Genomic DNA, 26,735 nt, shown 5'->3' with positions numbered 1-26,735 from the left:
ATATAGTTAATTACATCTAATCATAGACAAGTGTGTTTAGCTCGCATTCTCAAACCAATAGATTTTTGAATATTTCCATAGTAATTTGCACTTTCTCGCATTAACTTTTTTACAATGTTTTGTTGGGCTTTGAAAATTAATCGCTTTTTGTTCCGGGTATAGTGCTGTTACATATCCTCTGTGAGTTTTGCCATTTTTGAATGTATATTCAACCAAATCCCTATGATGAATTCCTAAAACATGGTCGGTTTTAGCTTTGCTTTGTCTGCGCATGGGTTTCATTGTCCATTCTTTCACATCACAGGTATCAGGCCGCAAGTCCGTAATACAGACAGCATCATTGGCATGTGATTTCTCAATATTCCAGTCAATGCGTTTGTTGGCTGTATCTCCACCACTCGTCAGATATAATACCCCCAAACCTGACAATTGTTTTCGAAGCCACATCTTACCAATCATTACATGTTGTGCATAATTCAGATTTTTATTATCAGAAGATTTTAACAGGGAGAAATATCGATCCATATATAATTCTTCCTGGCCTTCGGTTTTTTGATGGCAGCTTTCACATAATGTAATCAGATTGTCTAACGTATTAGAACCATTTCGTCTTTTTGGCTTAATATGATGAACCTCTAATCTACAATTAGATTTTCCGCATTCGATACACTTGCCGCCATCTCTTAGAATAGCTGCTTTACGGATATTTTCATCCAGTCTGTTGGATTTTTGGTATTGCCAACGATAAGATTGATACCCATCTGTTAATGCCCGGATATCAACAGAAACATCTTCCAGCCAATAATTTGTTATGTTTATCCACTTATTAAGCCAATGGATCACTCTTATGGTAGCCTGTCGTTTCTGTAAAATACTTGGGGCAATTCGTCCTTCTCTTTTAGAAGATTTACGATTGTCGAATCTCGCCTGCCGGTATCTTTTGTGATAACGATGGTAACGTCTATAACCTCGCCTGACTTCCATAAGATGCTTTACATCATTGCGCTGCTCCATGGTTCCTTTGAAAACAACTTTATTTTTCGTTTTACATTTCTGAACCAGCGCAATCCCTACATGGAGTCCGCCATCATCGATTCCACAGTGAATCTCATCCTGACAGATTTCCTTTTCTGGAATTTCTTTCATCAATTGTATTACCATTGGATATTTGCTTACCAATGCTGCCCGTTTCTTACGGATAAGAAACCATGCTTTTGGTTCTTTTGTCGGTGCTAATTGTTTCCCATTAGCATCTAATACAAAAGAATAACTTGTCATTTCTGACACCTTCCTTTCGGAGAATTGCTCTTCGTGCCAAAGTCAAGCAGAGGATATGTGTTTCCCTGTTATCAATGCAGGACATTAGCATTGTTTCCTGGTTTGTACTCACAGAGCTTCAGACTGAAGATTACATCTAAAGGTGTGTCTTTACCTTACTACTTAACATAGTTCCTATCTGCAACATGTCTTTCGACAGTAGCAGTCACTTAGGCTTGAGACCTATTGTTAAGCTATAGATAAGAGATTTCGTATGTCCACTTTTATCTATATTTATAAACATATTTCTATGTTTTTGGTTACTTAACAACTAGTCCTCGTGTTGTCTTATCGTGATTGGCTTAACAGTAAATTTTCTGTTCTGTCACCAGTATCTGCGGCAGAATGTCCGTCTCCTCGAACGGCACCGCGTCAAACAGCTGAAACTCAAACGCCGCCGCAACCGTTGTAAACCCTGGATGTGCGGCAAGAAAGCGGTCATAAAATCCTTTTCCATATCCGACTCTGTGGCGCGCCGGATCAAAGGCCACGCCGGGTACCAGCAAAAAGCCCTCTTCCCGCGTGCAGACCTTTCCGCCGTCCGGCTCCATAATGCCAAAATAGCCGGATTTCAGCGTGGAGAAATCTTTGATCTCATAATAAACCATATCGTCGCCTTCCACGCGCGGCACAGCAACCGTCTTTCCCATTTCCAGCGCTTTTTCGATCAGATCCCGCGTCATGACTTCTTTCTTAAAGTCCATATACGCAAAAAAGCAGTCCGCATCCAGAAATTCCGGCAGAGCCGTGATTTTTTCATAAATCATACGGCTCTTTTCCTGGATTTCTTCCTGTGTGGCTGCTCTTCTTCGGGCAAAAACTTCTTTTCTAATGTTTCCTTTTGCTTCCATAACGCTCCCCCAGATTTACAATTGTTCCGTCTTTCTCCTGCACATCAATATTGTCGAGCTGGGTACGGAGGTTCATTTTTACGGCTGCAATGTATTCTCTCCGAAGCTTCTGCTGCTCCTCTTTCTCCGCCGGTGTCAGCCCTTCTGCTTTCGCCTTGCGGGCAAGTTCGTTGATTCTCTGTATATTAATTTCCATTTTCTGTATTTTTCTCCTTTGTTTGTTTCAACTCACAGTCGGTATTTTCACGGAGTCTGACATGTCGAAAATAGTTCGACTGTGACTCGCCTCATGTCAGTGGAGGATACCGATTTCTCTCCGCCTGCCACTGCCGTTATGTTTCTTTTAACAATTCATCCCACCGCTTTAGAAGCGAGGGACTTGCTTGATTCGGTTAAATGACCGGATTTTCTCTTTATCTTACCGCAAAACACAGGATCTGTCCAGCCGATCTGAGAAAAATCCTGAACTCCAGCTTTATCACCGGATTTCAGTCTCATCTGCATAATTATCCAAAACAATCAGAACCCATGTTTTTCCAGGATTCAGTTTAATCTCCTCTCCATTGCTGTCCCGGTACTTTGTGACGCCCCACGGATCATCCTTGCTCCATGTCACGTCGATGGCCTTTCCGTTTGTGATATACGTTCCCGTTCCGCCGTTTACCACATCGATATCGAGATATTCCGCATTGTCATCATACTTTTTCCAGGAACAGTACTGCACGATAATGTTCTTCACCGCAAGCTGTTCCTGTGTCATCTCATCGATTTGCGTTTCCCCGAACTGATAACGCAAATACGTGCCGCTCGCCTCATCGTACGAAAACCATGGATTATTGTGGAAATATCCGCCCGGTGCCACATAGGCGGCATTTCGTCCCCGTTCCAGAGTTTCCGGTTCTGTCTCGGATGCAAACTGGAAAAATCCGTCATAACCGTCTTTGTAAGATGTCCGGTAGCCGCAGAGATCGATTCCCGCTGCAATCCCGGCCGCATCCAAATACGCATTGTGCGGCGACGGACGATCCGACGTCCGGTAATACACCTGTTCCGAATACTCCATGCCGTTCACATTGTCTATGTGATCCGATTCGAGCAGCGGAATCGCATACGCCGCCTGTCCATAGTGGTAATACAGAGCGTCAAATCCCGCTGCCAGATACACATAATATTCGCGGCAGCTCCGCACCGATCCGATCTTTTCGAGATCATCATAGTTTTCAAACAGCCCCATCAGGCGCGTAATGCCGCCTTCGACCGGCGCTTCATAGATCACTCCTGCACGGCTGATACCGCTCTGCGGGCAGGCGCTGATGATATTGCTCAGCATGACCGCCACCGGGCGCCTTCTTCCCTGTACTTCGGCGACAGGTTCTCCTGTCAGATAACTTTTCACCATACCTTCCGGCAGCGCATCCTCCGCGGGTGTCGGCTCAATCGCTTCCGGAACCAGCGGCTCCGGTGCCGGATCTTCGGTCGGGACCGGTGGTTCCGTAGCTTTCGTTTCTGTCTTGCTTTCCCCTGCTGTCTCTTCTGAGACATAAGAAGTTCCTGCCGATGCAGTTTCCGGTGCCGTTTCCCCAATTTTCCGGCATCCGAACAGCATCATGCTTCCCAGCAGAGCAATCCCCAATGTGTAAAACCCTCTCTTTTTGATAAAGACCCCTCCCTTTCTGCTTTCAATCAGTCTCTTGTGATACCGAGACGCTGCAGCACCTCTTCCTGCTTTGCCTCCATCACGGCTGCTTCCTCCGGTGTCATATGATCATAACCCAGAAGATGCAGCATACTGTGTGCAACAAGAAAAGCAAATTCGCGTCTTAAAGAATGACCGTATTCCTCCGCCTGCGCTCTTGCGCGCGCAACAGAAATTACGATATCACCCAGCATCAGCTCACCGCTGTCCGGGTTAAAACAGTCATCTCCCTCTTCCGTCTCCAGAAAATCGAACGAAGCCGGAGAAGGATAATCTACCATCGGGAAAGAAAGCACGTCTGTCTCCCGGTCAATGTTTCTGTGTTCCCGGTTCATGGTGCGGATATTTTCCGGATCGGTCAGAATCAGTTCTACTTCTGCCTCATACGGGCACGCTTCCTGATCCAGCACACCATTGATTACCGCTGCTGCAACCTCTTCCGGATCAAATCCAAGGTCAAAATCCTGTTCATTTTCAAACGTCAGTGTCATTTATTTTCCCTCCGTTTTCTCGTCGTACTTTTTGCTCTGCCGCTGTGATTTTCCGGCTTTGCTTTCTTTTCATATTCATCGTAAGCCTGTACAATCTTCTGCACCAGCGGATGACGGACAACGTCCTTGCTCGTCAGCTCGCAGAAGGAAATTCCGTCTACTTTTTTCAGTACCTGCATTGCCACATCAAGGCCGGAGCGTGTACCGGAAGGAAGGTCCTTCTGAGAGGCATCTCCGGTTACAATGACTTTGGAACCGAAACCGATACGGGTCAGGAACATCTTCATCTGCGCCGGTGTCGTATTCTGTGCCTCATCGAGGATAATAAACGCATTGTCGAGCGTACGGCCTCGCATGTACGCGAGCGGCGCAACCTCAATCAGGCCTTTTTCCATGTTTTTCTGGAAGCTCTCTGCTCCCATGATCTGATACAGCGCGTCGTAGAGCGGCCGCAGATACGGGTCGATTTTGCTCTGCAGATCTCCTGGCAGGAAACCGAGTTTCTCACCCGCCTCAATCGCCGGACGCGTCAGGATAATACGGCCTACCTCATCGTTTCGGAATGCCGTGATCGCCATCGCCATCGCAAGGTACGTTTTTCCGGTTCCGGCAGGGCCGACGCCGAAGACGATCATCTTTTCCCGAATCGCATCCACGTACGCTTTCTGACCGAGTGTTTTCGGTTTGACCGGACGGCCTGCGACCGTGTGGCAGATGCAGTCACTGTCGATTTCCGCAAGGCTGCTTCCGCTGTCCTCCATAACAAGTGAGATTGCATAATTGACGTTCTGTGTCGTGATATCGTTTCCGCGGCGTGAAAGCTCCAGAAGCTGTGTCAGACATTCCTTTGCGCGCGCTGCATTCGATGCCGGGCCTACAATTTTTAAAACGCCGTCCCGGGAGATCAGCGTAACCGCCAGGGATCTCTCCAGGATTTTGATGTGTTCATCAAACTGGCCGAATACTTTCTTTTCATGTTCGATGGGCAGTTCCATCTGCAGTTCTATCATGTTGTTATTGCTGTTCATCTACCATTGATTCCTTTCCATCCGACACCTTCTGCATTTCGCAGGGCTGTGCTTCTACGGCCCGTTCTATCACACGAAGTGTCCCTTTTGTGATACATGACGTATCGTTAAGTTCTATTGTAACATGATTTTCCGATATTTGAAGTCCTTTTTCTGATAAATTTCTGTGGAATTTCTGATAATTCTGCGAGGCTTTTTCTTTTGCCTCGTGTTCTGAATAGGTTTCTTTCTGAACTTCAAAAGGAAATTTCTGACGGTAGCCGAAATAAAACGGAAGGGCAAAGTTTTCTGTCAGATAAAGCTGCTGAAGGGACACTTCCTCGTCCGCTCCATTTTCCTTTTTCTCTGTTTTCTGATCCGTCGTTCCGGTCATGCTCCGCAAACTCTCCACAAAATTCTCCGGCAGCAGATTTCCAAGGAAAAATCGGTAAGCAGAAATCTGGAATACCGGCGTTTTTTTCTCTGCTTTCTGATATGTCCGTACCGTATGGGAAAGCGGAAAGGTATCATAATAGTACCACGTCGTCTCAAGGTCAATATCCGCGTCTGCGTGAACATAAGAATAATCATACGTTTCCCCACTGTCATTCACAAGCGGAATCTCGCCCTTTACAAGAATGTCTCCCGCTTGACATGTATCACCGGGGAGCACCTGCGGAATGCCGTTCCGTGTGATAATACGCACGACCGTCCCTTCTTTTTTCGCCACAAGATTCTGCGGATCATCTGCTTTTTCTTCGATCACATAGCCGTCTACGTTTTCTTTTACCGCAAGGACAAGCTGCGTCCCTTCTATTTTTGCGGACACCCAGGTCAGATTCGGAAACTGCTCCCGCAGATACGATGCGGTCTGGCTGCAGTCCACACGTTTTTTCCAGCTTCCATGATGAATCCCGGCCGCGTCAAGGCTGTTTAAGATCGTCTGCGTACTGTTCGCGTAATTTCCTTCCACATGAATATTCCAGATGAACTGCGACAGCGTGTAAAGTCCCGCCAGGCAGAGAAAAATGCCAATAAAAAATGCCTTTCTTTTTAAACTTCGCCGGTAAAAGAAAGGCAGTCCCTGTTTTTTCTGTATTCGGATGCGCACACCGCTCTTGCGGCGGATCGGCAGGAGGCGGAAAAAATCTTCCGGCAGAAGGCTCATCTCAAAACAGCCCTTGTGTTCTGTCACGTCCCACAGTGTGATGTTATGGTGCCCGCACAGATTGAAAAAACGCTCCGGTTCACGGCCCGTCACACGAATCCGCACACTGCCTTTCCAGAAAGCCTTTCCCCTCTGCAAACGCACACCCCCTTTTCAGCATTGGAATGATTGGAATCATTACACTTATTGAAACGTCACCTGATCGATTCTCCCTTCCACCCGCATCTCCTCCCCGGAATACGAAACAATCCGGATTCCCTCTCCCACAAGGAGCAGCCTGCCATATTGTGTAAGCACGCAGAGGCGGCACGCATTATATTCCAGAATCCTGCGGTAATTTTCAATCTGCACTTCTCTCCCGCCGTAAAACGTCACAACCGGCTCGCCAAAAGCAAGATCTGACGGAACCTGCATCGCCGAAAGCAGCTCCCCGCCCGGCGGATGGAGTGATTTTTTCTGCTTTTTCTTTTTTCGCATCCAAAACCTCCTCCGCTTTGCGGGTCTGCTTTTTGTTCTATCGCTATTTTATGCAGAAAAAAGCACAAAAATACCCCGCAGCCGCTGGGGTTTCCTGCCCGATCAGGCTGCGGGGTTTCATTTCTCTTTTTTAAAAACATTTTTTGCAGGGTTCATACCCCTGGGCTTCTGCATTTTCTCTCGTCATCTGATATGCCCGATCCGGATTCATTCTGCCGCAGTTATTTTTGTTATGGTACTTCGATCCGGTCTCTGAAATCCACACGAGCTGTCCTCCATACGGATCCGATTCCTGCGGAGCTTCCGTTACCTGTGGTTCTTCAGCAGTCACTGCCGGCTGTGATTCTTCCGCTGCCTGCGTTTCAGCGGTTTCTTCCGCCGCAGCTTCTATGGTTGGCTCAGGTGTCGGCGTCTCGGTCGGGTCAGCCGTTGGAGTTGGGGTAGCAGTCGGAGTCGGGGTAGCGGTCGGCGTTGGTGTTTCGGTCGGTGTTGCTGTCGGCGTTGGTGTTGATGTTTCAGTCGGGGTCGGCGTCGCTTTTTTCGTCGGCGCTGCCGTAACGCTGACGGAAACAGACTCTGCAGATGCCTTCTGTGTTTCCTTACTGCTGTACGTCACAGGTGTCAGCGCACAGGCGGAAACCAGCAGCAACACAGGAAGCAGCACAGGAAGTGCTTTCGCCACATGAAACCGTTTCTTTATCGTATTCCAGGTAACCGGAAGCAGGAAGATTCCAAGCAGCAGCAGTGACAATGCATATGCCTTCTCCTCTTTCCAGTAACCGGCTCCCGCCAGCATCATCAGAATACCGAACAGATACCTGAGAAAATTTCCTGCCTTTCTCAGCATATTTCATTCCCCCTCTTGTGTATTTTCTGAATTTCTTACAGCGAAATCCTCTACTGTAAATACGTTTGAAAGAATGGAAAATTACATCACAGATTACGATTCTTTATAGAAAATCATGCTGAACCATATGACCATATGCTCACCGAGGTAATAATCCATCATGTTTTTTTCAATCAGGTTTGCAACAACGATGCCGTGGCTCTCGATGCATGGATGCATCAGTTCAAGATGGCGGCAGCCGCCTCTCGGGTAGGTACATTTATCGCAGAGCTGGCAGGAATCGGAGGAAAGGGCGAAGGTGAGCAGGGTTTTGTCTTTTAAATGCTGCTCGATTTCGCGTGTGATTTTTTCGTGCTCCGATTTTGTTTTTAATGTCTCATCCATATCCATGATGTTGTCCACTTCTGCGATGCTGGAGAAGAACAGAACGTGATCGTAGTTCATGCAACGCTCCTTACAGACTTCAACAGTGCCGACCGCCGGCGGGCAGGACCAGGAGGCTCCGTAGCGGGAGCACTCCTTTTTGCAGATCTGGCGGACCCGGTCATTGAATTCGATGTCCTCCGGTTTTACAAATGCATACTGATAGATAGGAAACTGGGTAATATATTCTTCGATTTCTGTCTGTGTCATTTTGTCATCCCTTCTCTTTTGTTACAGATCTTTTTCCAGAAAAGCAAATACCATATTCCAGTACGTCTGGAGCATGCGCCCTCTGGTTCCAAACAATTCATGCTTTGCGCCCGGTACTTTTACCATTTTTGCCATGCCGGGACGGCGTTCTGCCATTTTCCGGATCATCCGCTCCTGGGCACGGTTGGACACAAGATGATCGTTCTCCGCCTGAAATAAAAGGACAGGAGCCTCGATCCGTTTCCATCCGCTCCGCATCAGATCGCGGTACAGATGCGCGGCGGCATGGAGCCATCCGTAAGAAGCGGCATTTAGGTGATACAGCGGCTCTTTTTCCCGCTTCTGCTGGTAATAGAGAAAGCGCGGACGGGAGAGGGATGAACTTTGTTTAAAGTTTTCGATTCCCTGGTATGGTTTCTGTCCTACCACATACTGTGTGCCTCGTTCTGTGGCACAGGCAAAAGCTGCGATCCGTTTTGCATCGGCGAACGGCACTTTTCCGGTCAGCGGACGGATCATCGGCGAACTCAAGACCACTTTCCGGAACAGATGCGGCGCTTTGGCGGCCGCTGCTGCTGCGATTCCGCCGCCCATCGAGTGAGAATAGAGAACGAGCGGAAGACCGCATGCCTCTGCTTTTGCTTTTCGTGCAACAAAGAGCAGATCTTCTACATAACGATGGTAGGAATCGACATAAACAAGCGACGGATCCTCCACCAGACGGTAGCTCTTTCCGTGGCCGCAGTGTTCCGGCAGATAAACATGAAAATGCTCTTTGATAAAATAATACACGATCTCTTTATATTTCTCTGCATTTTCCGTAAAACCGTGTGAGATTACAACAACACCTCTCGGGCGGAATGCGCGGTAACGAAGAACATGAATCGGATGACCGCTCTCCCTTTCCCAGTAAAATTCTTCTGCATGAGCGGCGAGGTACGGCTCCACACCATTCTGCATCCGCTCCGCATAATTTTTTTCCTGTAATACGCGTGTTCTCATTAGCAAATCACCTGCTTTCATCCAGATACGAAAGGATATCCTGAAGATTGTCGATGGTACAGTCCGGTGTAACTTCAATTTTGTTCGGAAGATGATCCGGGTTGTACCAGCAGGTCAGGATTCCTGCATTTTTTCCGCCGCGGATATCACTTGTGAGGGAGTCGCCGACGATCACAACCTCATCCGGTGCATAACTTCCGATTTCGTTCCATACCGCATCAAAAAAAGCCTTCTGCGGCTTGTCCACACCGACCTGTTCCGAGATAAAAACGCCGTCCAGAAGCTGATCAAGCCCGGAAAAGCGGAGTTTACGCTCCTGTGCAACAGTGGTTCCATTTGTTACTGCATACTGTTTTACGGTAGCTTTCAGCTGTTTTACCAGTTCATCTCCGTGATCGCAGAAGAAAGCCTTATCGCCGAGGCGGATCTGATATTCATCATTGAATACCTTTACCTGATCCGTCGGCAGTCCTTCCGATTCAAAAAATTCATGGAACCGTCCAAGCATCACCTGTTCTCTCGTAAGCTCTCCCGTCTCCAGCCGCTCCCAGTAACCGCGGTTGATCACGCTGTAGCGCTGCAGCATTTCGTCCGTGCAGGTTCCCATATGAAACTTGTTGAAACAGTAATCAATTGCATATCGTTCTGACATCTTAAAATTCAGAAGTGTTCCGTCGATGTCCCACAAAATTACTTTTATCAAAGAGAAATCCTCCCTTGATTTCATTTGTATTTTCCAATTATCTGTTTTTCATTCTAGCATAGATTACAAATACGATCAATTGTATTTTAGGCATTGTATCTTTTGAGAAAAAGTGCTACGATAAAAAAGAATTTCCGTGAAAAAGAAAAGGAAGAAGGAAGAAACACTATGAAATTTACTTATCCAGCCGTTTTTCATAAAACCGAACAGGGAACCTACGAAGGTTATTTTCCAGATCTCGCCTGCTGCTATGCAAAAGGGGATACCCTCGACGAGGCGCTGGAAGATGCCATTCACTCCGCCTATGACTGGATCTCTCTGGAACTGACGGAAGAAGAACCTGATTTTCCGCCGGTATCGGATGTGGCAGATCTCGGGAAAAGCGAAGGTGAAATTGCAAGAAATATTGCCGTCAACATCCGGCTTTTTGAGGGATGGGACGAATAAGTTCAAAAAAGAGAAAGAAAACCGTATTGCTGCGATATTCGAAACGCGGCGATACGGTTTTCTTTTTATCTCTTCCAGGTTTTCAGCATCTCTTTTTCTTCTTTGCTGATCCGCAGCGACTCTCTGATTTTCTGAATTGTTTTGTTATGTGTCCAGTCATCGAGACTGTTTTCTTTCAGCAGTTTCTGTGTTTTTTCCGGAAAATGAATATAACAGATCGATACTGCCCAGGCGACGGCCATTTTTACGTAATAGCCATCGTGATGAATCTTTTTCATCTCCTCCAGCACAGCATCGATATACGCTTCGTTGATAAAAAAGTCCAGCAGACACACAACACCAAACCGGATTTCATATTCCCGGCTGCTTTTCAGCCATTTCTGCAGATATCCATACCAATACTCCTGGTCTTTCTTCATAAAATGGCACGTTGCACAGGAGCTGTCACAGATTCCCCAGCTGTTGATCATCGGCACGAAGCGGTCCAGTTCTGCCGTCTGTTCTTCACAGGTCAGCTTTCCGTAGCCGATCATCATTCCGCGGATCAGAAGCTCCTCGTAGACTTCCGGATTAAACTGTTCAGTATAAACTTCATAGTGGTCTCTTGCTGTCGCTTTTGCAATCCGTCGCGAAACCGGAATGCGGACACCAAGAATCCGACAGTTCTGTCCCGGAACAAGAGAGCTGTGAAATTCCCGGTATTTTGCATCTATATTGCTTTCCAGTTCTGCCCGAATGGCCTGCATTACTTCCTGTTCCATATGATTTCCCCTCTCTTTTCTTTCTCTTTAAGATGTTTTACACGCTTTTTACAAATGTTTAACCCTGTTATTTCTGCACTTCTGATAAGATAAAATTAAAGTAAACGATAACATCCACCCTGCCAAATGCCAGATCTTTTCCGGCTGAAAGGTGAGTCTTATGAGAAAGAAATATACATTTTTTCAAAATATACCATTCCTGTGCAAATTTCAGAAGCAGCCAGCCCTTACAGAAGAAGCGCCAGTTGTTTCCACAACGCTGTCTATTCCGTTTTCCGGACCCGCAGAAAGATCCTTATATTTTACCGAAAACCCGGATTTTACCGCTCCCTCTGCCGGTATCTATTCCCGTCGTTTTCCGAGAAGCCGGATCTTTCTATATTCCAGCGATCCCGAGCACGATCTTGCGGCAGTTCCATCCTCTCTTTTCGATGTGCTGCACCGCTATTTTGCCGTCCATTCACCGGATGATATCGTTTTATGGAAAGATGGCATTCTCTCCTTCCAGACCATGGAAAATCAGCCGCAGCCGTTGACTGCTCTTTGTACACCGGATGATGCACGGGATTCCAAAATCATTCCGTTCCCCACACTGTCAGAACGGCAGCGCATTTCACAGTAACTGCTATTTAGCCCAACCAGCAGGAGCATGATGGAAAATACCCCTTTCCGTCATGCTCCATTTTTTACTCAATTCCGAGAATTCCACTAATCCGCTCTTTCGAAAGCCCCGCGCCGATTACAATCAGCACTTCCTGGCTCTCCGGCACTGCCTGGAATGTCATCTGTTCCCGCGTCGCATTGATTTCGCTCCACACAGTTTCACCCGTCTTTACAATTCCTTTGATCCGGAATACATTACCGCATGATGGATTCGCAAAGATTGCTTCTGCTGCTTTTTTCAGCGCTTCTTCCGTAATCTTCGGCTCCAGAAAGCAGAGCGAATCAAATGTCTGCTGCTCGCCGAAATCCAGCTTCCGGTAATCCTCCGAACGGTAACTGCATTCGGAGAGCATTTTGAAATCATCCTCTGTCAGATCATCCCAGTTTTTCTGTAAAATTTCTGCATCAGAAAACTGTCTTCTGCAGCCTGCCTGCTCGAGCGTGCGGTTCAGATGGGCAATCGTTTCTTCTTTCTTTTCCTCCGAAACATTCTGTACTTTGCTCAGCACGATTTTACCAGCGTTCGCTGCCTCGGAAGCCAGCAGATACTCTTCTTCCTCCGACAGCTTCTCATCGAGCCCGGCATCCAGAATCGTGATGACGCTTCCCGCCTCATACCAGCGGTTCAGCGGCTCGTCGTACAGCGTGTCAAAGAACTCATCCACATCGTAAATCCCCGACGGTTCCACGAGAATGCGGTCGTAGCCGCTCATGCCCATCGAGATCAGTTTCGTGCGGAACCGTCTGCGGTGTGTCTCTTTGTCGCATCCGCCGGAAATCATCTCCAGCTCGCACTGATCGCCGCGCAGTTCCTGCAGAAGCAGCATATCCACATTGACTGCCCCAAAATCATTCTCCAGGATGCCGATGTTCTTTCCCTGCGCCATCAGATACTTTGCGTACTGTTTCAAAAAAGTCGTCTTCCCTGAGCCAAGGAAGCCTGTAATCAGATCAATTTTAATCATTTCTGCTGTCCTTTCTGCTGTCTTTTTCCGTCTGCAGCCTGCGGAGCTTCGAACACTCTATTTTCGTCTGCGCTCTTTGCCGGTAAATGTATCGATGTCTATGCGCCATACGGCAACGCGCTCCACCATCTCCGGCAGAAAAGCGATCTTCGCCTCCGGTGCGATATGCGCCATGATTTTTCCCAGGCCTTTCTTCTTTGCCTCCGGATCTGTCACCTCCGTGATGGTTCCGTTTCCCATGATACTGCGGTACGCATAGGAATACGCACACGTATAGTCACCTGTAATCACTTCATGGTTGTAATCCATCTCCACCGCCACGCGCGGATCCGCTGCAAATGCAGCCGCCTTCCGCCCTTCTTTTGCCCCATGCAGGTACAGACAGACGTGAAGAGTTCCATCTTCTTCCCGGACATCATATCCATAATTCATCGGCACGATAAACATGCCTTCCTCATCCATCGCCCCGATCCGCACAACCTCGCAGCTTTCCAGAATTTTTCTTAAAATTTCAGGATCTGTAATCTCCCGCTTTTTTAAACGCATTTCACGCATCGCAATCACACCTCTCTTATTCGCAGCTATTTATGATATGGCTCCCCGCAGTTAATGCGATAGCTCCGGTAAATCTGTTCCAGCAGAATAACTCGCATCAACTGATGCGGAAATGTCATTTTCGAAAAACTGAGCGCATAGTTCGAACGCTTCAGAACTTCCTCGCCAAGCCCTAAGGAACCACCGATCACAAAAATAATATGGCTCGTTCCCTGCACGCCGAGCGTATCTATTTTCTGGGCCAGCTCCTCGGATGTGAGCTGTTTTCCCTTAATTTCCAATGTAATCAGATAAGCGTCATCCCGGATATATTTGAGAAGGCGCTCTGCTTCTTTATTTTTGATATTCGTCTCTACGGTTTCACTCGCGTTGTCCGGCGTTTTTTCATCCGCCACCTCGATAATTTCCAGCTTTGCATAGCGGCTGAGGCGCTTCGAATACTCGGCGATCGCATCCCGCAGATATTTCTCTTTGATTTTTCCTACTGTTAATATCGTAATTTTCATTCTGTAATCTTAAAACCCTTTCGGATATCTGTCAAAAACACCAAAAGCCATATAGATCACTTTTTGTCCGCGTCTATATGGCTTTTAGTTTAGAAAAGCAATGCCTTATGCATTTTTGCTTTTGATATACTCATCAATTCCTTTAGCTCCGGCTTTTCCGGCACCCATAGCAAGGATAACGGTTGCTGCACCTGTTACAGCGTCACCGCCGGCGTAAACGCCCTCTTTGCTGGTCTTTCCGGTTTCTTCCTCAGCTACGATACATTTTCTTCTGTTGACATCCAGACCGTAGGTGGTGGAAGAAATCAGCGGGTTCGGGGAAGTGCCAAGAGACATGATAACTTCGTCTACTTCAATTTCGAACTCAGATCCTGGAATCTCAACCGGTCTTCTTCTTCCGGAAGCGTCCGGCTCGCCAAGCTCCATACGGATGCAGCGGATACCGGTTACCCAGTCTTTGTCGTCGGTCAGAATTTCTACCGGGTTGGTCAGAAGGTCGAAGATGATACCTTCCTCTTTTGCATGATGAACTTCCTCTGCACGGGCCGGAAGCTCTGCCTCAGAACGACGGTAAATAACGTGTACCTCTGCGCCGAGACGAAGTGCGGTTCTTGCAGCGTCCATAGCTACGTTGCCGCCGCCGACTACAGCAACTTTCTTGCCGTGTGCGATCGGGGTATCGTAATCATCGCGGAATGCTTTCATCAGGTTGTTTCTGGTCAGGAACTCGTTTGCGGAGAATACGCCGTTTGCGTTCTCACCCGGGATTCCCATGAACATCGGAAGGCCTGCACCGGAACCGATGAAGACTGCTTCAAATCCTTCGTCTTTTAACAGCTCGTCGATGGTAACGGATTTTCCGATGATAACGTTGGTCTCAATTTTAACACCGAGAGATTTTACGTTCTCGATTTCAGCGGCAACTACTTTGTCTTTCGGAAGACGGAACTCCGGAATACCGTAGCTTAATACACCGCCGGCTTTGTGAAGTGCCTCGAAGATGGTTACATCGTAGCCAAGTTTTGCAAGGTCTCCTGCGCAGGTAAGACCTGCAGGGCCGGAACCGATAACCGCGATCTTGTGGCCGTTTTTCTCTGCTGCCGGAACCGGTTTGATACCGTTTTCTTTTGCCCAGTCAGCAACGAAACGCTCCAGTTTACCGATGGAAACAGCGTCGCCTTTGATTCCGCGGACACATTTGCCCTCGCACTGGCTCTCCTGCGGACATACACGGCCGCAGACTGCCGGGAGTGCACTGGACTCACCGATAATTTTGTATGCTTCCTCGAAGTTTCCTTCTTTTACCTGTGCAATGAATGCCGGAATGTTGATATTAACCGGGCATCCTGTGATACATTTTGCATTTTTACAGCCCAGGCAGCGCTGTGCTTCTTCTACTGCTTCGTCTTTGTTGTATCCAAGACATACCTCGTCAAAATTTGTGGCACGTACCTTCGGCTCCTGCTCACGTACCGGTACTCTGTTTAATCCCTTTGCCATTATTTGTCACCTCCGCACTGGCCGCATCCACCGTGATGGGTTGCGCCTTCCTGGTATCTTAAGAGAGCTCTTCCCTCTTCTGTCTTATACATCTGCTGACGTTTCATAGCCAGGTCGAAGTCTACCAGATGACCGTCAAACTCCGGTCCGTCTACGCAGGCAAATTTTACTTCATTGCCTACCATTAGACGACAGGCACCGCACATACCGGTTCCGTCTACCATGATCGGGTTCATGCTGACAACGGTCGGGATGTTCAGTTCTTTTGTCAGAAGACATACGAATTTCATCATGATCATCGGTCCGATGGCAACACAGACATCATACTGTTTGCCCTGGTTCTGTACAAGGTCGCGGAGTACATCGGTACCCATACCTTTTCTTACGTAAGAACCATCGTCTGTGGTTATGTACAGATTGCTGACAGCAGACATTTCTTTCTCGAGAATAACGAGATCTTTTGTCTTTGCTCCGACAATGGCGTCAGCAGTGATTCCATGCTCATGCAGCCATTTTAACTGCGGGTAAACCGGTGCAGTTCCAACACCGCCGGCTACGAATACGATCCGTTTTTTCTTCAGTTCTTCGATATCTTCGCTGCAGAACTCGGACGGCTGCCCCAGAGGTCCTACGAAATCCATGAAAGCATCTCCCGCTTTGAGATCTTTCATTTTTTTGGTAGATTCTCCGATCGGCATGAATACGATGGTGATAGTTCCTGCTTCTCTATCGTAATCACAAATGGTCAGAGGAATTCTTTCTCCTTCTTCATCTGCCTTGACAATAACAAACTGTCCAGGGAGGCAGTGCTGTGCTACTCGCGGTGCTTCTACTACCATACGGTAGATATTATTCGCGAGCATTTCCGCTTCTTGAATCTTGTACATAATATCCTCCTAATCTTGTTAGAAATATTTTAACAAAAGCACGACTTGGATTTTCGCGCATTTTATGTTAATACTTTATCACGTTTCCGGTTATTTGTAAACAACGGACAACATCTTTTCCCATCATCCGTGTTCCTCCAGATAATTTTCGAACTGTTCCATGGACATCAGAACTTTTCTCGGCTTGGTTCCTTCCTCCGGTCCTACGACACCGGCATCCGCGAGCTGGTCCATGATTCTGGCCGCGCGGTTGAAACCGATTTTCAGCACTCTCTGGAGCATGCCGATCGATGCCTTATCTTTTTCGATGATAAATTTTCCGGCTTCCACGAAGTAATTATCGCGGTTATCTCCGCCGCCTGCGGCAGAACCGCCATCCAGGCTTACGGTGTGAATCCGTTTTTCGATATCCGGATCATAAGCGTTCTCGCCGTAGTGATCTTTTAAGTAGGCAACGACATCGCTGACCTCTTTATCCGAAACAAAGGATCCCTGCAGACGGGCCGGTTTCTGGTAATCCTGCGGCTTGTAGAGCATATCGCCTTTTCCAAGCAGTTTTTCCGCACCTCCCATGTCGAGGATCGTACGGGAATCTACGCTGGAAGAAACCGAGAATGCAATACGGGACGGCATATTTGCCTTGATAAGACCAGTGATGACATTGACGGAAGGTCTCTGTGTTGCAATAATCAGATGGATGCCGGCCGCACGGGCAAGCTGTGCCAGACGGCAGATCGCATCCTCCACTTCTCCCGGCGCAACCATCATCAGGTCGGCAAGCTCATCCACGATAATGACGATCTGCGGCAGTTTTTCCGGTTTTTTGCCGTTTTCATCCGGCGGCAGCTCGGCAACTTTTGCATTGTAGCCTTTCATATCGCGCACGTTGAATTCCGCAAATTTGTTATAACGGTCTGTCATCTCCGCAACCGCCCAGTTCAGAGCTCCGGAAGCCTTTTTCGGGTCTGTGACAACAGGAATAAAAAGGTGCGGAATGCCGTTATAAACAGAAAGCTCAACGACCTTCGGGTCGATCATGATCAGTTTGACGTCTTCCGGTTTTGCCTTATAAATAATACTCATAATCAGTGTGTTGATGCAGACCGATTTACCGGAACCGGTCGCACCGGCGATCAGAAGATGAGGCATTTTCGCGATATCTGCGATGACCGGCTGACCGGCGATGTCTTTTCCGACAGCAAAGGCCAGATTCGAAGAAAAGTTCTTAAACTCCGGTGTTTCAAGAAGATCACGCAGCATCACGGCCGTGTTCGTCTTATTTGGAACCTCGATTCCGACTGCGGATTTTCCCGGGATCGGTGCCTCAATGCGGACATCTGCTGCTGCAAGACTCAGCTTGATATCGTCGGTCAATCCGACAATCCGGCTTACTTTCACGCCCTGTTCCGGCATCAGCTCATACCGTGTGACGGTCGGTCCGCAGCTTACGTTATTGACTGTAACTTTGACACCGAAGCTGTCCAGCGTCTCCTCCAGTTTCCGCGCTACTTCCCGCAAATGCGCATCGGAATCGCCCATGGCACCGCGCATCCCTTTTTTCAGAAGATTCATCGGCGGTGTTTTGTACTCCGGCCGCTTTTCCTCTGCTTTTTTCCCGATTTCCTGACGAATGCCGTCTATATCCGCCTCGATCTCTTCACAGGAAGACCGCGGATTTCTCGTATGATCCGCAGACGTTTTCTCTTTTTTCGCCTCTTCTGCAGCTTGCCGTGTCATCTCCGGTCCTGTCTTTTCCGGCTCTTCAGCCGGCACAGAACCACGGTGAATCGAAAGCTCCGGCATCTCCATCTGATGGGTATCGTCGTTTTCGTTTAAATCAGCCTTCGATTCCACATGAGAAAGAAGGCGGGATTTCTTTTTCTTCCCGGCTTTTTTCGGTTCCTCCACTGGCTCAAGAATCAGCTCTTTTCCTTCCTCTTCCTCCATCGCAGCTTGGCGCGCCAGACGCTCCTGGCGGCGCTCCTCCGCCATCCGGCGGTGGTCATTCGTCTTTTCATGGATCGGCGCGAGAATCGGCTTCTGCGTCATCACGATCACGGAAATCACGATGGCGATCACAATAATCACCCACGCACCGATCTGGCCGAATCCCATGCCGAGAATTTTCACGACAGACCCTCCTAAGATTCCTCCGCCGAGATGATCGTAGGCGCTGTCAAAATAGTAATCCAGAAATGTCGTATCTCTCGTATAGCCGGACGCCAGAAGCTGCATAAAAGCGCAGAAAAAGACGAAGCAGCTGATCGCTCCCCCGGTTTTCCGCACAATTAAAAAGTTCTGTCTGTTTGCTATGTAAAATGCTGTTCCAAAGAAGATCAGAACCGGTGCTGCCCACTCTGTCACGCCGAAAAGGCCGAAAAAGAAGTCGCAGACAGCCTGTCCGATCACGCCGCCCATACCGAAATTACTGAGCATCAGCAGAATCGAAACAGCAAGCACGGAAAGCAGAATAATTTCTGCGCGCACTCCCTCGTCCATCGGCTCACGGACTGTGTTTTTCCTTGTGCCGGAGGTACGTTTTGCGGTACTGCTCTTTTTCGCCGTTGTTTTTCTGGCCGTTGTTTGGGTCTGTTTCTTTTTTGCTGTTCCGGAAGCAGAAGTTTTTTTCTTTGTCTTCCCGCTTCCCTTTGTTGTATTTGCCATGCAGAACTTCTCCCCTTTCTCGTATTACAGCAGAAAATATCCTGCAATGGAGAATGTCCCGACAAGAAGACAGTACAAAGCAAAATATTTCAGTTTCCGTTTTTTCACCACACGCATCAGAATGCGGATCGTAAAGTAACCGGCAAGTGCCGCCATGAAAACGCCGACCAGATATACCGGATGAAAAACAATTTTATTTTTTCCCATGGTCGCAATTTCAACGATCGTTGCCCCGATAATCGCCGGAACACTCACAATCAGAGAGTATTTCACAGCGTACGAACGGGTCATGCCGCCGATCACACACGCAGAAATAGTCGAACCAAGACGGGAAAGACCCGGAATCGTGGAAAAGCCTTGGAAGAATCCGGCAATCAGTGCATCTTTCGGCTTCAAATTTTTCTGCGTTTTTTCTCCCTCCGGAAGCATATCTGCCACCACAAGCAGAATCGCCGTCAGATACAGACCAACGCCAGGTGCCAGCAGATTCGAGGAGGTCAGTGTGACAAGGCTCTGAATCATGCCGCCGATTACAGCAGTCGGGATGGTGGTCAGAATCAGCAGGAAAGCAAGCATACGGTAGTTGCTGCCGAGTACCTTCCGGTACTGCTTTCTCTCCTGATGCTGACTGGAAAAGTGTTCCTTTAAATTATGAAACAGATCGATTATGATTCCGCACAGCGCGAGGAAGAGACGTTTCCATTCCTTCGAAAATGTGAGCAGAATTGCAATCATGGAGCCAAAGTGCAAAAGCACATTGAAAAACACCGTCTGCGTATCTTCGATCTTCATAAAGTGACGGAAGATAATCAGATGTGCGGAGCTACTGATCGGCAGGAATTCCGTGACTCCCTGGATCAGGCCCAGAAATAAAGCTTCTATTACTGTCATTTTTTTATCCTGTTCCCTTATTTTTCTCTTTTGTGAAAGTCCGGACAAAACTTCCGTTCGAATTTTCACAGCGAACTCATTCTAACACAAAATCCCCTGAAACACAAGCCGCGCCGTGAAGTCAATTTTCTGTCCCTGCTGCCTTTTTCATCAGCTCATTCAGCTTTTCGAGTGCGCGGGCAATGCCGCCGACCTCGTCGATCAGGCCTTCTTCCACTGCCTGCGGGCCGTCCAGCATTGTTCCGACATCCTTGACCAGCATTTTCGTATCGAGCATCAGCTCCTCGAGCCGTTCCTTGGTGATTTTAGAATGGGCCGATACAAAACCTGTGATCCGATCCTGCGTCTTTTCCATATTACGGTACGTCTGTGCAACACCGATGAACATGCCGTTTGTACGCACCGGGTGAATGACCATGGTGGCACTCGGCACGATCAGCGAATAGTCTGCTGCAACGGCGAGCGGGACACCGATCGAATGACCGCCCCCTAAAACGAGCGATACCGCAGGCTTTCGCATGGACGCAATCATCTCTGCAATTGCAAGACCGGCCTCCACATCTCCGCCTACGGTATTCAGGAGAATCAGAAGACCATCAATACTTTTGTCCTCCTCGGCACGGGCAAGAGCAGGGAGAATGTGCTCATAGCGCGTCGCTTTCGTGCGCTCGCCGAGTGATTCATGCCCCTCCACCTCGCCGATGATGGACAGCAGATAAATGTTGGTCTTCAGTTCTACAATATTTTCTTTTTCTGTCTGGTTTTTCTGTGATTCTGCCATACGGATTTCCTCTTTTCTGCTATTCCAAAATAGCTTCATCAGTATGCGCAGATTCTTATGATTCTATGTAATTTCCAGTGAAATTACTCGTCCAGGTTGGTGTATACGTACTGTACGTCGTCGTCGTCATCCAGCAGATCCAGGGTACGGTTCAGGTCTTTTAATGCCTGCGGATCGGTCAGCTCTACGTAGGTCTGTGGGATCATGGTAACGTCTGCCTCTGCCATGGCGATGCCGTCTTTCTCCAGAGCCTCACGTACTGCGGAGAAGTCATCCGGATCGGTGATGATTTCATAGCTGTCCTCTTCGTCTGCGAAGTCTTCTGCGCCTGCATCCAGAGCAAGCATCATCAGATCGTCAGCATCCATTTCGCACTCTTCTTTGTCGATGATGATCTGGCCTTTTTTGTCGAACATGTAGGATACGCATCCCGGTGTTCCAACGCTTCCGTTTCCTTTGGTGAAAGCGCTTCTTACGTTTGCTGCGGTACGGTTCTTGTTGTCGGTCAGAGTCTCTACGATGATCGCGATACCATTCGGGCCATAACCTTCGTAGGTGATACGCTCGTAGTTGTCTGCGTTTGCATCTCCGGCAGCTTTTTTAATACCGCGGTCGATGGTATCGTTCGGCATGTTGTTTGCTTTTGCTTTTGCGATAACGTCACGCAGCTTGCTGTTGTTTGCCGGATCCGGTCCGCCCTCTTTGACAGCGATTACGATCTCACGGCCGATGATGGTAAAGATTTTACCTTTTTTTGCGTCGTTTTTTTCTTTCTTATGCTTAATATTGGCAAATTTTGAATGTCCTGACATACCTCTTTTGTCTCCTTTATTTAAAGTATTGCTTTTCTGTAAAAAGGTTTCCCCGAAAAACGGCAGAAGCCCATATAATATAGAATATAGCACGATCTTTCTCATTCGTCAACCGTGAACCGCGCCAAAAATACCCCTTATGTAGACAGATCCAGGCTGATTTTCAGTGCTTCGTTCACAAGGGCCAGCTGTTCCGGCGTCAGATGACAGATTTTATCTTTCAGCCTTCTCTTATCGATCGTCCGAAGCTGTTCCAGTAAAATAACAGAATCCCGTACAATCCCATAGGCGGACGCTTCGATCTCAATGTGTGTCGGCAGCTTCGCCTTATTCATCCTCGATGTAATCGCCGCACAGATCACCGTCGGACTGTGCCGGTTGCCGATGTCATTCTGAATGATCAGCACCGGACGGACACCGCCCTGCTCACTTCCCACAACGGGCCGCAGGTCGGCATAATATACATCGCCACGCTTGATTACCACTTGTGCTCACTCTCCGATTCTTTCCGTTTTGCTTTCCCATACGATAACGATCCGGCGTTTTACGCCTTTTAAAATCGTTTCCATGTATTTAATATTGCCTGTTTTTCCGGAGGTATTCACAAATTTCATCCGGCACTTCAAAAAAGTCCGCCCGGAGTCCTTTTGGGAACCCGTGATTCTGATCTGCTTTGCTCAGATTGACTGCAATCCTCTGATAATCTCGGATGCTGTTACATAGGAAGCACTGCTTTTTTCTTCCGCAGCCTCTCCCGCCTTTCCATGCGCATATGCCGCCAGTGCCGCTGTTTTGGCAAGGCTGATTTTTTTCTCATTTTTTTCACACTGACGTTTTGCTGCAAAGGCGCCTGTGATTCCCGCGAGCACATCGCCGCTTCCCGCCGTCGCAAGCGCACTGCTTCCGCTTGTGTTTATGTAATACTGCTCACGCCCTTCCTCTGCTGTCACGGTTACGGAATCCTTTCGTACACAGCAGGCCTGGTATTTTTCGGCTGCCCTTCCGGCGCTTCCTGCCGGGTCACGCTGGCATTCTGCAATAGTCATGTGCAGCAGCCGTGCAAGCTCTCCTACATGAGGCGTTAAAATTTTTTCTGCCCGATAGCCCGAAAGAATCTCTGCATCTTCTGCAATCAGGTTCAGCGCATCTGCATCCAGAACAAGAGGAACTTCTGTGTGCTGCACCGTAAAAACGAGCAGTTCTTTTGCCGTCCGGCTTTTGGAAAGTCCCGGTCCCGCAACAACAGCGTCCGCCCAGGCGAGATCCTGCAGCAGGGCTTCTTCCGGAAGCGGCTCATCCTCCTTCCAGAAATCCGCCATTGCTTCCGGCAGGGCACAGAAAAGCGGCGTACGGTTTCTTTCCTCTGTCACAACCTTTACCATGCCGGCACCGGATGCAAGGACTGCCCTGGCACACAAAACAGCGGCTCCGCACATGGCACCGGAACCGGCAAGTACCAGCACCTTTCCGAAGGTTCCCTTATTTCCCATCGGCGTGCGGGTAAGAAACCGGTCCAGATCTTCTTTTTCCACTGAACCGTACCAGGGCGTCTCCTCTTCTCCTGCATCAAAGCCGATTCCAATATCACGGACCAGGACCTCTCCGGCATATCGTTTTCCGGGATCAAAAAGAAGCCCTGGCTTTGCACAGGCAAATGTCACCGTGGCTCTGGCTTTCACCGCCGCATCAAGGACCTCTCCGGTATCCGTGTGGATCCCCGAAGGGATGTCCACGGCAAGAACAGGAACACCGCTTGCGCAGATTGCTTCCACTGCCCTCCGGTACTCCCCTGCCAGCGGACGGGATACGCCAATTCCAAAGATGGCATCTATGATAACAGTATATTCCCGGAAATCCGGATTCTTAACCTCACGGACCCCATAATTTTCCGCAATTTTCTTCTGTACTCTCATGCCTTCACTGTATTTTTCCGGATTTCCAAGACAGAACAGTTCCGCATCCACCCCTTTCGTCTTTAAAATCCGTGCAATTGCCGCACCGTCCCCGCCATTATTTCCGGGACCGCACACAGCAAGGACTTTTCCTGTATTCCATGTTCCACTTTGAAGCTCCTCCACGCAGGACAGCGCCGCGCGCTCCATCAGTACCAGGGACGGTACCCCCATGGTTTCGATCGTATTGCGGTCTGCCTGCTTCATCTGTGCTGCTGTAAGAATCCGTTTCATCGCTTTTCCTCCTTTTCCTGCCTTATCCGGAAAGTGAACAGAAAAAGTCTCCGGTTTCCCGAAGACTCTCCTGCTTTTGTTTTGGTTTCTTAATTGTTCTTTGGATGCTCCGCCTCATATCTGGTCAGATTGTAGGAGAGACGCATCAGACTTTCGGAAAGATGGACGTTCTCGACGATCACATCTTTCGGAAGTTTTAAGTTTAGATCGGTATGTGCAAAATTCCAGATTGCTTTTACACCGTTATCCACGAGAATCTCTGCCATCTCTACCGCTTTTGCTTTTGGCAGTGTCAAAGCCGCAATCTCCACATGGTGTTCCTTGATAAATTCCGGAAGCTCGTCCGCCATGCGGATTTCAATTCCGCGCACGGAGATTCCTTTTAATACCGGGTTGACGTCAAAAATACCGACCGTTTTGAATCCGCTTCTTTCAAAGGCCGCATAATTGGCAAGCGCCTGTCCCAGATTTCCGGCTCCGACAAAAATCATATTGTGGACTCTGTCCAGACCTAAGATTTTTCCAATCTCGCTGTACAGATACCGCACGTTATAACCATACCCCTGCTGGCCGAAGCCGCCGAAATTATTTAAGTCCTGGCGAATCTGGGAAGCTGTCACTTTCATCCGCTCGCTCAGCTCACCGGAAGAGATCCGTTCTACTCCGTCCTCCAGCAATTCGCCCAGGTAACGATAATATCTAGGAAGTCTTTTGATAACTGCCCGCGAAATTCCTTTTTCTTCCAAGATAAATTCCTCCTTATTTACACCTGCATATATTCATATTATATATGGTTGATAGAAAATTGTCAAAGATTTCTTGAAATTTTGTGTATTACTCTCTATAATAAGGATGGTGTATTATGTCAAAATACAGAAATATGTTATCTGGAGGAACCACATGATTCTTGCATGTCAGAATATCTCGAAAGCATTCGGGACAACGGAAATTATCAAAAATGCATCTTTTCATATAGAAGAACGCGAAAAAGCCGCACTGGTCGGCATCAACGGTGCCGGAAAATCGACGCTGTTAAAAATCATCATCGGCGAAATGAGGGCCGATGAGGGAGAGGTCATCCTCTCCAAAGGAAAGACGATGGGCTATCTCGCCCAGCATCAGGATCTGACCGGACACCTTTCCATTTACCAGGAAGTGCTGACCGCGAAACAGAATCTGATCGATATGGAGGAACGCCTCCGTCAGATGGAAAGTGATATGAAGACAAAATCCGGTGCAGCGCTGGATGAACTTCTTTCCACCTATACCCGCCTCTCCCATACCTTTGAACTGGAAAACGGATACGCGTACCGCAGTGAAGTCGTCGGTGTTTTAAAAGGTCTTGGCTTTTCCGAGAGCGATTTTGAAAAACAGGTGGACTCCCTCTCCGGCGGTCAGAAGACCCGCGTGGCACTTGGTAAACTGCTGCTCACCAAACCGGACATCATTCTGCTCGACGAGCCGACCAACCACCTCGATATGGACTCGATCTCCTGGCTCGAAACGTATCTTTTAAATTACAGCGGAGCCGTCCTGATCGTCTCCCATGACCGTTACTTTCTCGACCGCGTTGTCACAAAAGTCGTTGAAGTGGACAATAAAAAAGTAACAACTTTTGAGGGAAACTATACCGCCTACAGTCAGAAAAAAGCAATGCTCCGCGAGGCCGCTTACCATGCCTGGGTCAACCAGCAGCAGGAAATCCACCATCAGGAGGAAGTCATCGCAAAGCTGAAATCCTTCAACCGGGAAAAATCCATCAAGCGTGCCGAGAGCCGTGAAAAGATGCTGGACAAAATGGATGTTCTCGAAAAACCGACGGAAGTACGCTCCGATATGCGGATCCGTCTGGAGCCGCGCATCACAAGCGGAAACGATGTGCTGACTGTCGAGCATCTCTCCAAAGCCTTCCCGGGACAGACGCTTTTCCAGGATCTGAATTTCGAAATCAAGCGCGGGGAGCGCGTCGCAATCATCGGAAACAACGGAACGGGAAAAACGACGATCTTAAAGATCTTAAACGAAGTCATCCGACCGGATGCCGGCTCTTTTACACTTGGAAGCCGTGTACAGATCGGTTACTACGATCAGGAGCATCAGGTACTCCACATGGAAAAGACCATTTTCCAGGAGATTTCCGACGCGTATCCGTATCTGACAAACACCGAAATCCGAAATGTGCTGGCCGCCTTCCTGTTTACAAACGACGATGTCTTCCAACCGATTCATACCTTGAGCGGCGGTGAGCGCGGACGAATTTCTCTTGCCAAGCTGATGCTCTCGAACGCCAACTTCCTGATCCTCGACGAGCCGACCAACCACCTCGATATCGTATCAAAGGAGATTCTGGAAAACGCGCTGAAGGATTACACTGGAACGGTACTGTACGTTTCCCACGACCGTTACTTTATCAATCAGACTGCAACCCGGATTCTGGAGCTGACGGGACAGACACTCGTCAACTATATCGGAAATTACGATTACTATCTGGAGAAAAAAGAAGAGCTGACCCGCATCTATGCTCCTGCTGCCGATGCCGCCGCTCCGGAAGAAACAGCGGCTCCTTCCGAAGCCTCCTCCACAAAGCTGGACTGGAAAGCGCAGAAAGAAGAACAGGCACGTCTCCGCAAGAAAGAGAACGAGCTGAAAAAGACGGAGAAACGAATTGAAGAGCTTGAGACACGCGATTCGGAAATTGATGAGGAAATGTCGAAACCGGAAGTCGCAACGAATGTGGCAGAGTGTGTGAAATTAAGCAAAGAGAAAGCAGAGATTGCCGCGGAACTCGAAGAGCTGTATGAAAAATGGGAAGAGCTTGCCGAGTAGGCCTGGTTTTCCCCGGAAAAATTCAAAACAGAAAAAGCCGGTCCGGCGCATCCCTTTTTGCGGGAATGCCGGATCGGCTTTCTTTTTTGCTTCGTTTAA

General features: G+C 48.3%; 29 protein-coding genes. 3 read left to right on the top strand and 26 right to left on the bottom strand.

The genetic code is table 11. The features are described 5' to 3' along the window. Positions 1–36 precede the first annotated feature (36 nt). The 12 genes from iscB to DW915_RS01880 all read right to left on the bottom strand — a co-directional run bounded on the left by iscB (position 37) and on the right by DW915_RS01880 (position 10,192). The gene (iscB, locus tag DW915_RS01930) at positions 37–1,278 is read right to left on the bottom strand and encodes an RNA-guided endonuclease IscB (RefSeq protein ID WP_118741451.1); all 1,242 of its coding nucleotides are present in this window, start codon (positions 1,276–1,278) and stop codon (positions 37–39) included. A 341-nt stretch (positions 1,279–1,619) separates the two neighbouring features. Further along, positions 1,620–2,168: a 5-formyltetrahydrofolate cyclo-ligase gene (locus DW915_RS01925; protein ID WP_199676765.1), complete on the bottom strand. Its 549-nt coding sequence runs from the start codon at positions 2,166–2,168 to the stop codon at positions 1,620–1,622. Beyond that, positions 2,146–2,364, bottom strand: a complete 219-nt coding sequence (locus DW915_RS15850) for a DUF896 domain-containing protein (RefSeq protein WP_055267865.1) — start codon at positions 2,362–2,364, stop codon at positions 2,146–2,148. The genes DW915_RS01925 and DW915_RS15850 overlap by 23 nt, the downstream gene beginning before the upstream one ends. A 282-nt stretch (positions 2,365–2,646) precedes the next feature. After that, positions 2,647–3,801, bottom strand: a complete 1,155-nt coding sequence (locus tag DW915_RS01920) for a DUF3048 domain-containing protein (protein ID WP_118741450.1) — start codon at positions 3,799–3,801, stop codon at positions 2,647–2,649. Between the two features lie 50 nt (positions 3,802–3,851). Then, on the bottom strand, positions 3,852–4,355 hold the full coding sequence (gene ybeY, locus DW915_RS01915) for an rRNA maturation RNase YbeY (RefSeq protein ID WP_055228185.1): 504 nt from the start codon (positions 4,353–4,355) through the stop codon (positions 3,852–3,854). Beyond that, positions 4,352–5,383 (bottom strand): PhoH family protein, encoded by a 1,032-nt coding sequence (locus tag DW915_RS01910; protein WP_022462554.1) that lies wholly within the window; start codon positions 5,381–5,383, stop codon positions 4,352–4,354. The genes ybeY and DW915_RS01910 overlap by 4 nt, the downstream gene beginning before the upstream one ends. Beyond that, the gene (locus tag DW915_RS01905) at positions 5,370–6,668 is read right to left on the bottom strand and encodes a sporulation protein YqfD (protein WP_158580998.1); all 1,299 of its coding nucleotides are present in this window, start codon (positions 6,666–6,668) and stop codon (positions 5,370–5,372) included. Before DW915_RS01905 ends, DW915_RS01910 begins: the two co-directional genes overlap by 14 nt. A 45-nt stretch (positions 6,669–6,713) precedes the next feature. Beyond that, entirely contained in the window at positions 6,714–7,007 is a 294-nt protein-coding gene (locus DW915_RS01900; protein WP_022462556.1) for a YabP/YqfC family sporulation protein, read from the bottom strand. 130 nt (positions 7,008–7,137) lie between these two features. After that, positions 7,138–7,854 (bottom strand): hypothetical protein, encoded by a 717-nt coding sequence (locus DW915_RS16285; protein WP_118741448.1) that lies wholly within the window; start codon positions 7,852–7,854, stop codon positions 7,138–7,140. A gap of 93 nt (positions 7,855–7,947) precedes the next feature. Next, positions 7,948–8,487 carry a DUF2284 domain-containing protein gene (locus tag DW915_RS01890; RefSeq protein ID WP_055217961.1) on the bottom strand — a complete coding sequence of 180 codons (540 nt, stop codon included), beginning with the start codon at positions 8,485–8,487 and terminating at the stop codon, positions 7,948–7,950. Positions 8,488–8,508: 21 nt separating this feature from the next. Further along, positions 8,509–9,489, bottom strand: a complete 981-nt coding sequence (locus DW915_RS01885; RefSeq protein ID WP_118741447.1) for an alpha/beta fold hydrolase — start codon at positions 9,487–9,489, stop codon at positions 8,509–8,511. Positions 9,490–9,496: 7 nt separating this feature from the next. Further along, entirely contained in the window at positions 9,497–10,192 is a 696-nt protein-coding gene (locus DW915_RS01880) for a YjjG family noncanonical pyrimidine nucleotidase (protein WP_158568525.1), read from the bottom strand. Between the two features lie 168 nt (positions 10,193–10,360). Between DW915_RS01880 and DW915_RS01875 the strand changes: the two genes are divergently transcribed. After that, complete coding sequence (locus DW915_RS01875; RefSeq protein ID WP_055228190.1) at positions 10,361–10,639, top strand: type II toxin-antitoxin system HicB family antitoxin; 279 nt, start codon at positions 10,361–10,363, stop codon at positions 10,637–10,639. 65 nt (positions 10,640–10,704) lie between these two features. On the opposite strand, the gene DW915_RS01870 is transcribed toward DW915_RS01875, so the two are convergent. Continuing rightward, the gene (locus DW915_RS01870) at positions 10,705–11,400 is read right to left on the bottom strand and encodes a DNA alkylation repair protein (protein ID WP_118741445.1); all 696 of its coding nucleotides are present in this window, start codon (positions 11,398–11,400) and stop codon (positions 10,705–10,707) included. A 160-nt stretch (positions 11,401–11,560) separates the two neighbouring features. Here DW915_RS01870 and DW915_RS01865 point away from each other — a divergent pair, with 160 nt between their 5' ends. Further along, positions 11,561–12,022 carry a hypothetical protein gene (locus DW915_RS01865; protein ID WP_118741444.1) on the top strand — a complete coding sequence of 154 codons (462 nt, stop codon included), beginning with the start codon at positions 11,561–11,563 and terminating at the stop codon, positions 12,020–12,022. A 64-nt stretch (positions 12,023–12,086) separates the two neighbouring features. On the opposite strand, the gene DW915_RS01860 is transcribed toward DW915_RS01865, so the two are convergent. The 13 genes from DW915_RS01860 to DW915_RS01805 form a co-directional block, all read right to left on the bottom strand. Then, complete coding sequence (locus tag DW915_RS01860) at positions 12,087–13,028, bottom strand: GTP-binding protein (protein ID WP_118741443.1); 942 nt, start codon at positions 13,026–13,028, stop codon at positions 12,087–12,089. Between the two features lie 57 nt (positions 13,029–13,085). Then, positions 13,086–13,583, bottom strand: a complete 498-nt coding sequence (locus DW915_RS01855; RefSeq protein ID WP_118741442.1) for a pyridoxamine 5'-phosphate oxidase family protein — start codon at positions 13,581–13,583, stop codon at positions 13,086–13,088. A 26-nt stretch (positions 13,584–13,609) separates the two neighbouring features. Next, the gene (gene rlmH, locus DW915_RS01850) at positions 13,610–14,089 is read right to left on the bottom strand and encodes a 23S rRNA (pseudouridine(1915)-N(3))-methyltransferase RlmH (RefSeq protein WP_022462565.1); all 480 of its coding nucleotides are present in this window, start codon (positions 14,087–14,089) and stop codon (positions 13,610–13,612) included. 105 nt (positions 14,090–14,194) lie between these two features. Then, on the bottom strand, positions 14,195–15,589 hold the full coding sequence (gltA, locus tag DW915_RS01845) for an NADPH-dependent glutamate synthase (protein ID WP_022462566.1): 1,395 nt from the start codon (positions 15,587–15,589) through the stop codon (positions 14,195–14,197). Further along, entirely contained in the window at positions 15,589–16,476 is an 888-nt protein-coding gene (locus DW915_RS01840; RefSeq protein WP_055217977.1) for a sulfide/dihydroorotate dehydrogenase-like FAD/NAD-binding protein, read from the bottom strand. Before DW915_RS01840 ends, gltA begins: the two co-directional genes overlap by 1 nt. A 123-nt stretch (positions 16,477–16,599) precedes the next feature. Next, positions 16,600–19,140, bottom strand: coding sequence for an FtsK/SpoIIIE family DNA translocase (locus DW915_RS01835; protein WP_022462568.1), 2,541 nt, complete (start codon positions 19,138–19,140; stop codon positions 16,600–16,602). Positions 19,141–19,164: 24 nt separating this feature from the next. Continuing rightward, positions 19,165–20,031, bottom strand: coding sequence for an undecaprenyl-diphosphate phosphatase (locus DW915_RS01830; RefSeq protein ID WP_118741441.1), 867 nt, complete (start codon positions 20,029–20,031; stop codon positions 19,165–19,167). Between the two features lie 121 nt (positions 20,032–20,152). Next, on the bottom strand, positions 20,153–20,812 hold the full coding sequence (locus tag DW915_RS01825; protein ID WP_022462570.1) for a ClpP family protease: 660 nt from the start codon (positions 20,810–20,812) through the stop codon (positions 20,153–20,155). An 83-nt stretch (positions 20,813–20,895) separates the two neighbouring features. Further along, positions 20,896–21,624: a YebC/PmpR family DNA-binding transcriptional regulator gene (locus tag DW915_RS01820; RefSeq protein WP_022462571.1), complete on the bottom strand. Its 729-nt coding sequence runs from the start codon at positions 21,622–21,624 to the stop codon at positions 20,896–20,898. A 137-nt stretch (positions 21,625–21,761) separates the two neighbouring features. Beyond that, the gene (locus tag DW915_RS01815) at positions 21,762–22,109 is read right to left on the bottom strand and encodes a type II toxin-antitoxin system PemK/MazF family toxin (protein WP_118741440.1); all 348 of its coding nucleotides are present in this window, start codon (positions 22,107–22,109) and stop codon (positions 21,762–21,764) included. Between the two features lie 6 nt (positions 22,110–22,115). After that, the gene (locus DW915_RS16235; RefSeq protein ID WP_256372849.1) at positions 22,116–22,238 is read right to left on the bottom strand and encodes a hypothetical protein; all 123 of its coding nucleotides are present in this window, start codon (positions 22,236–22,238) and stop codon (positions 22,116–22,118) included. Positions 22,239–22,301: 63 nt separating this feature from the next. Further along, a complete protein-coding gene (locus DW915_RS01810; RefSeq protein WP_118741439.1) occupies positions 22,302–23,810 on the bottom strand; it encodes an NAD(P)H-hydrate dehydratase in 1,509 nt (502 codons plus the stop codon). A gap of 89 nt (positions 23,811–23,899) precedes the next feature. Further along, positions 23,900–24,556, bottom strand: a complete 657-nt coding sequence (locus DW915_RS01805; protein ID WP_022462574.1) for a redox-sensing transcriptional repressor Rex — start codon at positions 24,554–24,556, stop codon at positions 23,900–23,902. A gap of 154 nt (positions 24,557–24,710) precedes the next feature. Between DW915_RS01805 and DW915_RS01800 the strand changes: the two genes are divergently transcribed. After that, positions 24,711–26,636, top strand: a complete 1,926-nt coding sequence (locus tag DW915_RS01800) for an ABC-F family ATP-binding cassette domain-containing protein (protein ID WP_022462575.1) — start codon at positions 24,711–24,713, stop codon at positions 26,634–26,636. Positions 26,637–26,735 lie beyond the last annotated feature (99 nt).

The organism is Blautia sp. AM42-2, assembly GCF_003480245.1.
GTDB classification, from domain to species: domain Bacteria; phylum Bacillota; class Clostridia; order Lachnospirales; family Lachnospiraceae; genus Fusicatenibacter; species Fusicatenibacter saccharivorans.
The sequence above is the reverse complement of the archived record's forward strand: the minus strand, read 5'-3'. Positions and strand labels throughout refer to the sequence as shown.

What these genes read in the sequence shown, in the direction of transcription:
- DW915_RS01860 (WP_118741443.1), bottom strand. Translation starts at nt 13,028, where the DNA reads ATGATTAAAATTGATCTGATTACAGGCTTCCTTGGCTCAGGGAAGACG.
- iscB (WP_118741451.1), bottom strand. Translation starts at nt 1,278, where the DNA reads ATGACAAGTTATTCTTTTGTATTAGATGCTAATGGGAAACAATTAGCA.
- DW915_RS15850 (WP_055267865.1), bottom strand. Translation starts at nt 2,364, where the DNA reads ATGGAAATTAATATACAGAGAATCAACGAACTTGCCCGCAAGGCGAAA.
- DW915_RS01835 (WP_022462568.1), bottom strand. Translation starts at nt 19,140, where the DNA reads ATGGCAAATACAACAAAGGGAAGCGGGAAGACAAAGAAAAAAACTTCT.
- DW915_RS01825 (WP_022462570.1), bottom strand. Translation starts at nt 20,812, where the DNA reads ATGGCAGAATCACAGAAAAACCAGACAGAAAAAGAAAATATTGTAGAA.
- DW915_RS01910 (WP_022462554.1), bottom strand. Translation starts at nt 5,383, where the DNA reads ATGAACAGCAATAACAACATGATAGAACTGCAGATGGAACTGCCCATC.
- rlmH (WP_022462565.1), bottom strand. Translation starts at nt 14,089, where the DNA reads ATGAAAATTACGATATTAACAGTAGGAAAAATCAAAGAGAAATATCTG.
- DW915_RS01865 (WP_118741444.1), top strand. Translation starts at nt 11,561, where the DNA reads ATGAGAAAGAAATATACATTTTTTCAAAATATACCATTCCTGTGCAAA.
- gltA (WP_022462566.1), bottom strand. Translation starts at nt 15,589, where the DNA reads ATGGCAAAGGGATTAAACAGAGTACCGGTACGTGAGCAGGAGCCGAAG.
- DW915_RS01875 (WP_055228190.1), top strand. Translation starts at nt 10,361, where the DNA reads ATGAAATTTACTTATCCAGCCGTTTTTCATAAAACCGAACAGGGAACC.
- DW915_RS16285 (WP_118741448.1), bottom strand. Translation starts at nt 7,854, where the DNA reads ATGCTGAGAAAGGCAGGAAATTTTCTCAGGTATCTGTTCGGTATTCTG.
- DW915_RS01820 (WP_022462571.1), bottom strand. Translation starts at nt 21,624, where the DNA reads ATGTCAGGACATTCAAAATTTGCCAATATTAAGCATAAGAAAGAAAAA.
- DW915_RS01870 (WP_118741445.1), bottom strand. Translation starts at nt 11,400, where the DNA reads ATGGAACAGGAAGTAATGCAGGCCATTCGGGCAGAACTGGAAAGCAAT.
- DW915_RS01855 (WP_118741442.1), bottom strand. Translation starts at nt 13,583, where the DNA reads ATGCGTGAAATGCGTTTAAAAAAGCGGGAGATTACAGATCCTGAAATT.
- DW915_RS01885 (WP_118741447.1), bottom strand. Translation starts at nt 9,489, where the DNA reads ATGAGAACACGCGTATTACAGGAAAAAAATTATGCGGAGCGGATGCAG.
- DW915_RS16235 (WP_256372849.1), bottom strand. Translation starts at nt 22,238, where the DNA reads ATGAAATTTGTGAATACCTCCGGAAAAACAGGCAATATTAAATACATG.
- DW915_RS01800 (WP_022462575.1), top strand. Translation starts at nt 24,711, where the DNA reads ATGATTCTTGCATGTCAGAATATCTCGAAAGCATTCGGGACAACGGAA.
- ybeY (WP_055228185.1), bottom strand. Translation starts at nt 4,355, where the DNA reads ATGACACTGACGTTTGAAAATGAACAGGATTTTGACCTTGGATTTGAT.
- DW915_RS01810 (WP_118741439.1), bottom strand. Translation starts at nt 23,810, where the DNA reads ATGAAACGGATTCTTACAGCAGCACAGATGAAGCAGGCAGACCGCAAT.
- DW915_RS01925 (WP_199676765.1), bottom strand. Translation starts at nt 2,168, where the DNA reads ATGGAAGCAAAAGGAAACATTAGAAAAGAAGTTTTTGCCCGAAGAAGA.
- DW915_RS01900 (WP_022462556.1), bottom strand. Translation starts at nt 7,007, where the DNA reads ATGCGAAAAAAGAAAAAGCAGAAAAAATCACTCCATCCGCCGGGCGGG.
- DW915_RS01840 (WP_055217977.1), bottom strand. Translation starts at nt 16,476, where the DNA reads ATGTACAAGATTCAAGAAGCGGAAATGCTCGCGAATAATATCTACCGT.
- DW915_RS01890 (WP_055217961.1), bottom strand. Translation starts at nt 8,487, where the DNA reads ATGACACAGACAGAAATCGAAGAATATATTACCCAGTTTCCTATCTAT.
- DW915_RS01830 (WP_118741441.1), bottom strand. Translation starts at nt 20,031, where the DNA reads ATGACAGTAATAGAAGCTTTATTTCTGGGCCTGATCCAGGGAGTCACG.